Origin of the sequence: Burkholderia sp. BCC1999, assembly GCF_905339975.1 — a bacterium.
Lineage (GTDB): Bacteria > Pseudomonadota > Gammaproteobacteria > Burkholderiales > Burkholderiaceae > Burkholderia.
On sequence record NZ_CAJPHP010000008.1, the window covers coordinates 1 to 11,976 of the forward strand.

The 11,976-nt window shown below is 65.3% G+C and carries 10 protein-coding genes and 1 pseudogene; 6 read left to right on the plus strand and 5 right to left on the minus strand.

What is annotated here, in order from left to right:
• The 5 genes and pseudogenes from U5809_RS12890 to U5809_RS12910 all read left to right on the plus strand — a co-directional run.
• Nucleotides 1-236: pseudogene (locus U5809_RS12890) on the plus strand (hypothetical protein); the annotation flags it as partial.
• On the plus strand, nucleotides 182-3,550 hold the full coding sequence (locus tag U5809_RS12895; protein WP_322086787.1) for a hybrid sensor histidine kinase/response regulator: 3,369 nt from the start codon (nucleotides 182-184) through the stop codon (nucleotides 3,548-3,550). The pseudogene U5809_RS12890 and the gene U5809_RS12895, both read left to right, overlap by 55 nt.
• A 328-nt stretch (nucleotides 3,551-3,878) precedes the next feature.
• On the plus strand, nucleotides 3,879-5,168 hold the full coding sequence (locus U5809_RS12900) for an FAD-binding oxidoreductase (protein ID WP_322086788.1): 1,290 nt from the start codon (nucleotides 3,879-3,881) through the stop codon (nucleotides 5,166-5,168).
• A gap of 16 nt (nucleotides 5,169-5,184) precedes the next feature.
• Nucleotides 5,185-5,742 (plus strand): helix-turn-helix domain-containing protein, encoded by a 558-nt coding sequence (locus U5809_RS12905; RefSeq protein ID WP_282508831.1) that lies wholly within the window; start codon nucleotides 5,185-5,187, stop codon nucleotides 5,740-5,742.
• Between the two features lie 153 nt (nucleotides 5,743-5,895).
• On the plus strand, nucleotides 5,896-7,242 hold the full coding sequence (locus U5809_RS12910; RefSeq protein ID WP_322086789.1) for a glutamine synthetase family protein: 1,347 nt from the start codon (nucleotides 5,896-5,898) through the stop codon (nucleotides 7,240-7,242).
• Between the two features lie 23 nt (nucleotides 7,243-7,265).
• Here U5809_RS12910 and U5809_RS12915 read toward each other — a convergent pair whose 3' ends face one another.
• Nucleotides 7,266-8,444: an FAD-dependent oxidoreductase gene (locus tag U5809_RS12915; RefSeq protein ID WP_415877944.1), complete on the minus strand. Its 1,179-nt coding sequence runs from the start codon at nucleotides 8,442-8,444 to the stop codon at nucleotides 7,266-7,268.
• Between the two features lie 153 nt (nucleotides 8,445-8,597).
• Between U5809_RS12915 and U5809_RS12920 the strand changes: the two genes are divergently transcribed.
• Nucleotides 8,598-9,533 (plus strand): LysR family transcriptional regulator, encoded by a 936-nt coding sequence (locus U5809_RS12920; RefSeq protein WP_322086790.1) that lies wholly within the window; start codon nucleotides 8,598-8,600, stop codon nucleotides 9,531-9,533.
• Here U5809_RS12920 and U5809_RS12925 read toward each other — a convergent pair.
• The 4 genes from U5809_RS12925 to U5809_RS12940 all read right to left on the minus strand — a co-directional run bounded on the left by U5809_RS12925 (nucleotide 9,522) and on the right by U5809_RS12940 (nucleotide 11,958).
• Nucleotides 9,522-10,058: a GNAT family N-acetyltransferase gene (locus U5809_RS12925; RefSeq protein WP_322086791.1), complete on the minus strand. Its 537-nt coding sequence runs from the start codon at nucleotides 10,056-10,058 to the stop codon at nucleotides 9,522-9,524. The genes U5809_RS12920 and U5809_RS12925 overlap by 12 nt on opposite strands.
• A 50-nt stretch (nucleotides 10,059-10,108) precedes the next feature.
• Nucleotides 10,109-10,687 carry a hypothetical protein gene (locus U5809_RS12930; RefSeq protein ID WP_322086792.1) on the minus strand — a complete coding sequence of 193 codons (579 nt, stop codon included), beginning with the start codon at nucleotides 10,685-10,687 and terminating at the stop codon, nucleotides 10,109-10,111.
• Nucleotides 10,688-10,749: 62 nt separating this feature from the next.
• Nucleotides 10,750-11,139, minus strand: a complete 390-nt coding sequence (locus U5809_RS12935) for a lysozyme inhibitor LprI family protein (protein ID WP_282508836.1) — start codon at nucleotides 11,137-11,139, stop codon at nucleotides 10,750-10,752.
• Nucleotides 11,140-11,193: 54 nt separating this feature from the next.
• The gene (locus U5809_RS12940; protein ID WP_322086793.1) at nucleotides 11,194-11,958 is read right to left on the minus strand and encodes an N-acetylmuramoyl-L-alanine amidase; all 765 of its coding nucleotides are present in this window, start codon (nucleotides 11,956-11,958) and stop codon (nucleotides 11,194-11,196) included.
• Nucleotides 11,959-11,976 lie beyond the last annotated feature (18 nt).

Sequence of the window (11,976 nt, forward strand, 5' to 3'; positions counted from 1 at the left end):
TCCGGCGACGGGTGCGTCGCATCGACCAGTCACAGGAGATCACGATGAAGCACACGGCCACCCTGAAACTCGCGTTTGCACTCGCATGCGCAATCGGCTCCGGCGCGGCGCTCGCCATTCGTCGGCATCGAGTGTTGGCGATACACTTCGTTTACCTGAACAACGCTTTCCCTGAATACCTATGCCTGTTCTCAGTCAGACGCTGGACGAACTGCGCCGCTATCACCGGCTGCTGATGGCTGGAGCACGCTGGGCGGCAGTTCTGGGAATCCTGATCGCGTTGCTTGCCGAGGTGTTAGTGCTGGTTCGGACCTATGTGTCAGATCAGCGCCAGATGTTCACCGTCGCGCATCGTCTGGTACGGGGGCGTATCGTTGAGAACGAGCATTCGTTCCTGAACGGTCTGGTTCGCGCCGAATTGTCGTGGGACGACGAACGCGCGATTCCGCGTAGCCTGGTCGAACGCTTTCGGACAAACTCTAACCTGCTCTACTGGAAGCCATTCCCGACCGAAAACTTGGAACTAGCTATTGCCGGCGCGCCGGGCGTTTCGCTCGATGATGCGACGATCGAACGATATCTTCAGTTCGCCTCGCAGATCGGGCGAGCAAACATTGCGACTTCGAAAGTGCTTGGGCGGCAGGTGACACAGTTCTTCTTTAGTCCTGATAGACGGATCGTTTCGATCCTGCCGTCGTCTGCGATTTTTTATCCCGAACGCCTGAAAGACGACACTGGGCGTGCCGCCTTTATAAACGAACTCGCGAACGGCGCCGTGCATTTGGCGGACGGGACGAGCGCGCCCGCATCGTGCGGGCCAAAAAACGTGCACTGGTCGTCGAGTCTGTACTTGCTACCGGATGGCGACCGCATGCTTCGGCTCGCTGCGCCAGTGATGCTGAACGACCGTGCTGCTGCTGTTCTCGTCAACGAAATCGATCCGGATGATTTGATCTGGCCGGTCGCGAGCGGCGGATATGGAGGCGTGTTCGCAATCGTCGATGATGCCGGTGAGATCCTTGCTACCGCTGCGCATTTCGGGCCCGGCAACCCACTGCGGGAACTCGTGACTCGCTGGAGGCGTACGCATTCGATCGACACGGTTAAGCCGGGCGAACAGTATTACGATAATCGTATGATTATTTCGCAGCGACTGTGCGGGACGGGTTACACACTGATCTACACGTATTCGTGGCGGGACATCGCTGCGGCGGTCTGTAGCAAGGCGCTGTCAGCGGCGATCGTGCTTGCATCCGTGCTCGTGGCGATCTGGTTTTTGCTCTATCTGTTGAATCGCCGCATATTTCTTCCGATGTACGCCCGTTCCGAGCAAGTGTTCGAGAGCGAGCGCCTGAGCCGTACCGTCATCGAGACGGTGCCGGTCGGCATTGGTCTTGTATCGACCGGCAGCGGTGAGTTGCTGTACGGCGGCTCGTCGCTGGCGACGCTAACGGAGCTGGTCGATGGCGGCACGCCGCGCCTGCTCACTGAGCTGACGACACGCTACGCACGAATCCGGTCGCAGCAACGTGCCGCATCGGATGCGCAGGTGTTCCAGGAGGACGTCTCACTTCCCACCCGCGATGGTGACGAGATTGCATTGCAGGCCCGCTTCGCGCTGGGCCGTTACCTTGGCGAGGATGTATTGGTGACGGCATTTGTCGACGTGACCACGAGCCAGCGGCTCGCACAGCAGCTGCGTGACGCGAAGCTTGCAGCCGACCAGGCGAACGCCGCGAAGTCCACGTTTCTAGCCGCGATGAGCCACGAAATCCGTACCCCGCTGAATGCGATCCTCGGTAACCTCGAGCTGCTCGCGCATTCGCCGATGAATGCGCTGCAGCGGGACCGCCTGCGCACGATCCGCGCGTCGTCGAATGGTCTGCTCGCCATCATTCAGGATGTGCTCGATTTCTCGAAGATCGAGGCGGGTGCGATGCAATTCGAACAGACAAAATTTTTCCCCACTGACGTGATGACGCGCGCGCTGGCAATGTTCGCGCCGGTCGCCGAGGCGAAGGGCATTGCGCTGTATGGCACGTTCGGGATCTCGATCGACCAGCCGATGCGGGGCGACCCGGCTCGACTTGCGCAGGTCGTGCAGAATCTGCTGTCGAACGCGATCAAGTTCACGGTCGAAGGCAAGGTAACGCTTGCCGTCGGATATGAAGCACCATCTCGCGATGCGCGAGTGGGCGGCACGTTGGTCATGAGCGTGTCGGATACCGGTATCGGTATCGATGCGGCGCAGCGTGAAAGATTGTTCAACGCGTTCACGCAGGCCGATTCGTCGATTTCACGACGATTCGGTGGAACGGGCCTTGGCCTTGCGCTGTGCCAGCGCCTTGTCGCTGGAATGGGCGGCTCGATCGGGTTTGAAGGCGAAGCCGGCAACGGAAGTCGCTTTACGGTGCGCGTGCCACTCGATCGCACCGGCGTGCCTGTCGTACCTGATGCGCGAATTTTTGCAGGACAGCGTGTGACGCTGCTGGCTGCCGCCGACGAATGGCACGCGTATGCGGTACCGGTGATCGAGGTGTGGGGTGCCGTGGTCGAAGCGGTTCGTCATCCCGATGAAATGGCTGAAGGGGGCGCGGGCGCGCTGATCATTTGCGGCGATCGCGGCAGTTGGTCGGCGGAGAGCGAGAACCGGGTCGTCGAGGACAGTGCCGCAGTCGTCATTTGCAGTTTCAGCGGCCCGTTGCAGCCGGTGCGTGTGGGCCGCGTGCTGTCCGTGTCGTGCTATTCGCCGGCGGGATTGCGCACCGCGCTCGAACATCTGCTAAACGGTACGCCGCTTGCTGTGATCGACGGCGCGCACGCGGCCGGTACCGCGAACTGCGATGACGCACCGGCGCAACGGCTCGGATTGCGCATCCTCGTCGCGGAAGACAATGAGGTCAACCGTCACCTGCTCGACGAGCAACTGACCTTGCTTGGCTGTAAGGCCCGGCTTGTGACGGACGGTGTCGACGCGCTGCAGGCGCTGTCGGATGAAACCTTCGACCTCGTGCTAACCGACCTCAACATGCCCCGTATGGATGGCTATGTACTCGCCCGGATTATGCGCGCGCGCTGGCCGAACACGCCGATCGTCGCGGTGACTGCTGACGCGACGGTCGACGAGCGGCGGCGTTGCGCTGAGCTCGGCGTGCATGCCGTGGCGTCGAAACCGCTGTCACTCGACGGTCTGGCGCGCGTGCTGTCGCTAGCAATGGACGGAGTTGAACATGGGGCCAGCGATGACGGTGACGGCGCATTGGTCGGCGGTCATCCAATGTCGCCGGCACTCGTCGCCACGTTCCGCGAGTCGTTCGCGAAATCGCGCGAGGTGCTGAAGGCTGCCTTGGCGCGCGGCGACGAGCGGGCGATGCTGGCGGAGCTGCATTCGTTAAAGGGCGCGCTGGGCATCTTTCAGCAACGTGATCTCGGGCAGCAATGCGGGGCGCTCGAGCAGCGTATCAAATCAGCCGGGCTCGGACAGGCGAGAGCGGAATGGCGGGCGTTCGACGATGTGCTGGCGGCGTTCCTGGCGGACGATTCGCACTGACGGACGAGGGCCCACTAATCGATCCGCGCATTGAGAAACGACGTGGGATTGTCGGCACCCGAGGCATGGCGGCAATCCCCGAGGCACTTCCGTGATTGATATGGCCGAGAACGGCCCGGAAGGCGAGTCCCCGCAACCGCGAAGCGCGAAAACAGGAAATTTGCACCATTTGTGCTTGTTGTAAGGTTGCGCCGAAATGGGTCGAAAAACGCGAAACTTTAGTTCGTCGCGCTGTTCATCGGACCAGATTTCTGACGCGCTTGCTCCCGTGAAATTGTCGTGCTAATTTTTCATGAAATTTCATGGCGTAAATTTCACGGGAGTCCGCATGTTCGTGCAGTCCGACCGTCACGTCGCAAGCTACTACGCCGGCACCTACCCGGCGCCGATCCCGCATCGCCCGGAACTGGACGAACGCATCGACGCCGACGTGCTCGTCGTCGGCGCGGGCTTCAGCGGGCTGCATACGGCATTGCGCCTTGCGCTCGCCGGCAAGCGCGTGGTCATGCTCGAAGCGAGCCGCGTCGCATGGGCCGCGTCGGGCCGCAACGGCGGACAGGCGCTGCTCGGCTGGTCGTGCGACATGCAGCCGCTTGAGGATTCGCTTGGTCGCGACGGCGCGCGCCTGCTGTGGGACAGCATGCGCTGGGCGGCGGCCGAAGTGCGCGAACTGCCGGTGCGGCACGGTTTCGACGTCGATTACCGGCCGGGCAGCCTGTGGGCCGCGGTGCGGCCGCGCCGCGTCGCGATGCTCGCGCAGGCGCGGCACGAGGCGGCCGAGCGCTGGGGTTACGACCGGCTGCGCGTGATCGGCCGAGACGAGATGCCCGAATGGATCGGCGGCACGCGCTATCTCGCGGCACTTCACGATCCGGAGGCCGGCCACCTGAACCCGCTGAAGCTCGCGCTCGGCCTCGCGCAGACGATCGAGCGTGCGGGCGGCCGCATCTTCGAACAGAGCCGCGTGCTCGACTGCCGCGAGACGGCCGGTGGCTACGTCGCGCGCACGGTGCGCGGCGAAGTGCGTGCCGACGTGCTCGTGCTGGCGTGCAACGCGTACGTCGACCGGCTCGATCGCGATCTCGCGCGCCGGCTGCTGCCGGTCGGCACGTACCAGGTCGCGACCGCGCCGCTTGCGCCCGACGTCGCGCGGGCGCTGCTGCCGCAGAACAGTTGCGTGATCGACAACCAGTTCGTGCCCGACTACTTCCGCCTGAGCCCCGACAACCGTCTGCTGTTCGGTGGCGGCTGTACGTACCTCGGCGGTATTCCGGCCGATATCGCGGCGGCGACGCGACCGCATCTCGAGCGCGTGTTCCCGCAGCTGGCCGGCGTGCCGCTCGACTACGCGTGGGGCGGCCACATCGACATCAGCATGCGCCGCACGCCGGACATCGGCCGCCACGGGCAGCGCTTCTGGCTGCAGGGCTTTTCGGGGCACGGCGTGCTGCCGACACTCGCCGGCGCGCGCGCGGTGGCCGACGCCGTGCTCGGCGACGAACGCCTGCTCGCGCAGTACCAACGCATCCGCAATCCGCGTTTCCCGGGCGGCGACCGGCTCGCCGCGCCGCTGGAAGCGATCGGCAAGGCCTGGTACCGTTTGCGCGATACCGTCTGACCCACCGGAACCCGTCATGAACGAACAGGAAGAGATAGAAAGTCTGGCGATCCTGATCCGCGACCTGCGCAAGCATCGCAAGGTCACGCTCAACGATCTTGCCGAACGGATCGGCCGCTCGGTCGGCTTTCTGTCGCAGGTCGAGCGCGGGCTGTCGCGTCCGACGGTCGCGGATCTCACCGCGATCGGCGAGGCGCTCGGCGTGCCGACCACGTATTTCTACAGCCTGAGCAAGCCGCGCAGCGTGCCGTGGGTCACGCGGCCCGACGAACGGCGCACCGTGTATTACGCGGCCGGCATTACCGACATCCTCGTGTCGCCGAACATGCGTTCGCGTTTTTCGATCCTCGAAAGCCATCTCGCGCCGGGCGCGAGCAGCGGCGAGCGGCCGGTCGACGACAGCGACGAGCAGGGCGGCTTCGTGCTCGAAGGAGAACTGACGATCTGGGTCGACGGCGACGAGACGCCCGTCACGCTCGGCCCGAACGATGCGTTCCAGCTTCCCGCGCACAAGCGCTTCCGTTACGCGAACCTGACCGACGCGCCGACGCGCGTGATCTGGGTATTCACCTGAGTTGTCGGCGGGGCGCGCGGTGCCGAAGGCCGGCGCGCCACGCAGCCTGTTTGCAGTACTGAGTGAAATGCGGTGTGCGTTGTCACGCGTGCCGCACGAATCCGGTTCGCCGCGTTGCGGCACCGCCATACCAAGACATGGAAAGGATGAGACATGGCTGACGTCGTTCCCGCGCTGGTCGATGAAGTCCGCGCATTCCGGCAGGCGCACCCCGAGATCCGTTATGTCGACCTGATCTGCCTCGACCTGCCCGGACACTTCTACGGTAAGCGCTACCCGATCGATGCGCTCGAAAAGGTCGCGGCCGGTTCGCTCCTGAAGCTGCCGCAGAATTGCATCCTGCTCGGCACGCAGGGCGGGCTCTACAAGATCGGCGACTACTGTTTCAACGACGGCGACCCGGACGCCGTGCGCCGGCTGATCCCCGGCACGCTGAAGCCGGTGACCTGGGAGAAGCAGCCGCTCGGCCAGATGCTGATCACGACCGACGGCACCGATTCGCCGGTCGAGTTCGAGCCGCGCGAGGTGCTCGCGCGCGTGCTGAAGCGGCTCGCGCGGCGCGGGATCCGCCCGGTCGTCGCGTTCGAGCTCGAGTTCTACCTGTTCGCCGCGCAGCTCGCCGAAGGGATGCCGCAGTATCCGCGTGACCGCCTGTCCGACGATCGCGACGATCAGCCGAACATGCATATCGAGCGGCTGTCGCGCTTCTCCGACGTGCTGCACGAGATGGTCGACGTCGCGTGCGCGCAGGGGATCGACGCGACCGTGATCACGGCCGAGCTCGGGCCCGGCCAGTTCGAGATCAACTTCGGCCATTGCGACGACGGGCTGCGCGCGGCCGACTGGTCGGCGCTGTTCTGCCGCAGCACGCGCGGCGTCGCGTTGCAGCACGGCTATCGTGCGAGCTTCATGGGCAAGCCATACCTGCATGCGCCGGGCAGCGGGATGCACGTGCACGTGAGCCTGTACGACGACGCGGGACGCAACCTGCTCGCGGCAGACGGGCAGCGGCCGTTGCGGCACGCGGTGGCCGGCTGCCTCGCGCTGCTGCCGCATTGCATGCCCGTGTTCGCGCCGAACCACAACGCGTTCCGGCGCTACGGTTCGATGGTGAACGCGGCGAGCCGTGCCAGCTGGGGCTTCGAGGATCGCGATGCGTGCATCCGCATTCCGGAGTCGGATGCACGCAACCTGCGGATCGAACACCGGCTCGCGAGCGCGGACGCGAATCCATATCTGGTGCTCGCGGCGATTCTCACCGGGATGGAGCACGGGCTCGATGCGCGGATCGAACCGATCGCGCCGCTCAACGAGGATCGCGGCAGCGGGATCGATTTCCCGAAGGAGATGTTGTCGGCCGTCGCGGCGATGCAGGATCATGCGGCCGTGCGCGAAGGGCTCGGCAGCGAGTTCGTGATGGTGTGTTGCGAGAACAAGCGGCAGGAGGAGCTGGATTTCCGCAACGAGATCGGCGCGCGTGAGTATCGGTGGTTTCTTTGAGCGGATGCTGGCGCTCGCGCGTCCTATCGTCCGCGCACCTGCGCCATCGGCAGGTGCGCGCCCCAAGCGTTCGTCAGGGCCTCGATTTCCACGACCGGGTCGATCTGTTGTCGCGCGCTTTCGTTCACGTTCTCGCCGAACAGCAGGTGGGCAAAATCGCGCGCACGTTCGGTGATCGCCGCCGTTTTCGGGCGACGCCGCATCGTGAAGGATGCGAGCGTGGCATCGAGGTCACTGCCGTTGCCGGCTCCGTGCTCGTCGAGGCAACGGGCAAGATGCCACGCGTCCTCGAGCGCCTGGCAGGCGCCTTGTCCGGAGGTCGGTAGCGGTGCGTGCGCGGCATCGCCGATCAGCAGCACGTTGCCGCGGTGCCATACGTCGACCGGATCGAGATCGTGCACACGGATCTTCGTGATCGTGTCCGACGGTGTCGCACGTATCACGTCCGCGACGGGTGCCGGCCACGTCGCGAAGCGCCGCTCCAGCGTCGCGCCCGGATCGCGTTCCGTCGCCTCGCCCGGATCGGTTTCGGGCCATGCCGCCGCCCAATACATCCGACGCCGGTCCAGCGCGACGATGCCGAAACGCTCGCGCACGCCCCAGTAGTCGAATATCGACACCTCGTCGACCAGCGGTGCATCGTGCTGCGCGATACCGATCCAGTTGACGAATCCCTGGTAGACGGGCGTGTTGTGGCCGACTACGTAGTGTCGCGCGACGGAGTTCATGCGGCCGTCCGCGCCGATTACCAGATCGGGGGCGATCGTCGTTCCGTTGTCGAAGCGAACGACGGCGTGGCCGTCCCTTCCGGTTTCGATGGCCGTCGCACCGTGGCCGAAGCGAACGTCGATGCCGCGTGCGGCGAGGTGCCGTGTCAGCACTGCCTGCAGGTCGCGCCGCAGGATCGAATACGTCGGGAAACCCATGCGGCGGTCGAGTGCGCCGATATCGGTGACCTTGAGCGGTGTGCCGTGCCGGTCGATGCGTCGCGTCGCATGCAGGTGGCCACCGACCTCGACGATGTCCGGCAGCAGGCCGAGTTGCGCGAGCACGAAGCCGGCATTCGGCCAGAGCACGACGCCGGCGCCCATCGTCGATTCCGACGGCCGGCGTTCGTAGAGCCTTATCCGGTGCCCCTGCCCGGCAAGCGCGAGCGCGGTGCTCATGCCGGCCACGCCGGCGCCGAGAATGGCGATATCCATGGTGATGCTCCCGTAGGTTTTTGAGCGTGCTCGCGTCGACGCGGGTTCGCGCGTCGGCGGCCACGCCTTGACTGGATCCGCATCGTAAATTACGGTCACGAACGGGATAAGCCATGAAAATTGGCAAGCTTTGATACCTGAAACGGGATAATGATGCGCAGCAAGCTGGATCTGAACGCGGTGCGTGTGTTCGTGTCGGTCGTCGACGAAGGCAGCTTTGCCGGCGCCGCGCGCGTACTCGCGATGCCGGGTTCCAACGTGAGCCGCCATGTGGCGCAACTGGAGTCGAGGCTCGGCGTGCGTCTGCTGGAACGCAGCACGCGGCACCTGCGCATGACGGAGGCTGGGCGTCTGCTGCACGAGCGCGGGAAGCCGATGCTCGATGCACTGACGCTCGCCGAGTTCGAACTGACCTCGCAGCACACGGAGCTGCGCGGTGTGCTGAAGCTCTGCGTGCCCGGCGAAATCGGACCGCGCATGCTCGGGCCGATCGTCGCGGAATTCGCGAGCCGCCATCCGCGCGTCGAAATCGATTGCGATACGAGCCTCGCAGGCGTCTCGACGTTGCGCGACGATATTGACCTGTCGATCGTCGTCAATCGCGGGAAGCTGGACGACAGCGCATTCGTCGTCAGGCCGCTCGTGAGCTTGCCGAGCGTCGTCGTGGCCGCGCCGTCGCTGATCGAACGCGCGGGCATGCCGACCCGGACGGAGCAGCTCAGGCAATTGCCGTGCATCACGACGTTGAGCACGCTAAAGGGGCAGCCGTGGCAGTTCGCCGACGGCGACGGGAGGATTCACAAGATTCCGGTCGCGAGCCGGTATCGCGTCAACAGCGGCGAGATGGCGGGGCTGGCGGCCGTGAACGGGATCGGCTTCGCGATTCTCGTCGAACGCGGGTGCGCGGCCGAGCTGGCCGCGGGGCGACTGGTGCGCGTGCCGCTGGAGATGACGCCGGCGCCGCTGGAACTGCATGCCGCTTATGCGAGCCGGAATTCGGTCAATGCGAAGATCCGCGAGTTGCTGCAGATGATGCAGGAGCGGCTGGCGGTGGAAGAGGCGAAACCGTCATCGAGGTCACTTCGGTAGCGCACGCCAATAGCGCACCTCTTCGATAGGGCTCCCGTCGATCTCGAACGTCCTGATGTCGTCTTCGGCGACGAAGCCTTCGCGTTCGTAGAAGGCCCTGGCCCGACGGTTCTTGATCAATACCCAGAGCGACACCCATGCGTGGCCCAGGTCGTGCAACGACCGGCATGCGTGGTCGACCAGCGCCGCGCCGATCCCTTGGCCGCAATGCGACGGGTGCAGATAGATCGCCTCGATTTCACCCCACGCGCGATCCTTGTCGGTGTCGCGCGTCGCGCCATAGGCGATCCAGCCTGCCGGCGTGTTGTCCGCGCCCGAGACCGCGAGTGCGACACGCGGCCGTCCGGCGTCGAGCGCATGGCGCCACGAAGCAGTGCGTTTTTCGACCGACAGGCCTGCGAGGAACGCCGCCGGCATGATGTCCGTGTAGGTCGCCTGCCACGATGCAACGTGGATGTAGGCGATGGCAAGCGCATCGGCGGATGTGGCCGCGCGGATGTCGATCGTCGTCGTGTTCGGTGCCATGCGTACCTCGCCAGATCGTGTGCCGTTTGCGGCGTTGCCCCGCGCGGGGTTCATTCCGCCGGATCCAGGCTGCTGTCGATGGCGAAACTGTAGCCGAGATCCACGCGTGACGCGTCGCCCGGCGCGTCGGTACGCTTCAGCACGAACTCGAACGCGGGCTCGAACCAGCCGTTGCGCGGCACTTCGCCGCCGAGGATCTCGACGTCGTACCAGCCGTTGTCGATTTCGATGACGGGCCTGCCCGGTTCACGATAGCGCGCAAGCAGCGCGTTTACCGATGCGTCGGTGAAGCGTTCGAGAATCCGCCACGTGTAAAGCATCACCGAACGATGTTCGACGCGCAGCACGTATCCGCCGCGCCGATGCTGCAGGCGGCTTCCGGCCTTGAGCAGTTCGGGCGTGTCGTCGTCCAGCGTGAAGATGATCGTATACGGATGGTTCTCGATACCGGCCAGCGGAACGACGACCCCTTCGAGCACGGCATGGTCGCCGCTGTCGTGGGTCGTGAACTCGGACGCGAGGTTGTCCGGCAGCCGATGGGTTTCCTTGTAGCGCTTCAGCAGCAGAAGATCGCCAACGAGGAAACAGTCGATCAGGTCGTTGAGGACTTCGGAGAATTCATGCCGCATCGTCGTTCCTTTCGGGTGTGCGGTGCCGGGAATCGATTCGCGGCACCGCACGTGCGACAACCTTACTCGCCGAGCTTCGACGTCACGCACCCCGTGCTCGAGCATTCGCGCTCACGCTCGCGCAGGAACGACAGCCGCGACTGCGTCATGTCGTTCGCGCACTGGATATCCACGAGGTAGCTGTTGTTGCGCGTCTCGCTGCACTGCGCATCGCGTTGCTTCAACCACGCGAGCTGGCCGGCCTTCAGCGTCGCCTGCTGGTCGCCGCTCAATTGCTTGCGCAGACGGCCGTATTCGTCGTTGAGATCGCGGTCGGACTGCGAGAACTGCGTGCTGGTGCAGTACACCTGGTCGAACGCGCTGCGCGGCTTCCCGCAGCCGGCCGCGTGCGCGGCGAACGGAACGGCGAGCGCGAGCAGCGCGCAGGATGCGAACAGATTCTTCTTTTTCATTGTGATGCTCCTGACTGGGTGAAAACCGTTGAGCCCGACGGGCGATACCGTCATTTATTGCGGCGTGGTGCACGCGTCGATCCCGCCCGCGATCGCGGTGGACAGGCGCTGGATCGTCTCGCGCCGCGCGAGCCGTGCTTCCTCGTCCGGGTTGACGATCACGCCGGCCTCGACGAGCACCGCCGGAATCGGCGCGGTGCGCAGCACGACGAGATCGTCGAAGCGGTGGATGCCGAGTTGCGGGTCGATCAGCGGGCGGTTCTCGCCGCGGATCGGCTGCGCGTGATACAGCGACGGCCGTTCGCCGGCCGCGACCAGCCGCTCGGCAATCGCCTTCGCGCAACGCAGGCTTTCCGCATAGTGCGGATTGCGCTCCGACACGAACACCGAGAAGCCGCGGAATTCGCGCTGCCGGCCCGCGTCGATGAACTGCTGCTGCATCGAGTCGTGATGGATCGACACGAACAGGTTCGCGTCGGGCGCCTGGGTCGAGCGCTGGTCGAGCTTGATCTCGCGGCCGTCGGCCGACGTGCGCAGCACGCGGTCGCCATGCGCGACGAGCTTCTCGGCGACTGCGCCGGACAGGTCGAGGTTGTACAGGTATTCGACGCGGCCGCTCGCGCCAGTGGAGCCCGGATGCGCGGGCGTATGGCCGGTGTCGACGACGATGTAGCGCGCGGAGGCGGGCTCGGTGCCGGTGGTGCCTGCGGGGTCGGCCGCATGCAGCGCCAGCGGCGCGCCGAGCAGCGGGGCGCAGGCGAGCACGCGCGCGGCGGCGCGCACGAGCGGGCGAAGGCGTCGGATCGTTCGGTTCGTCATTGTTGTTTGCGCGGAGGG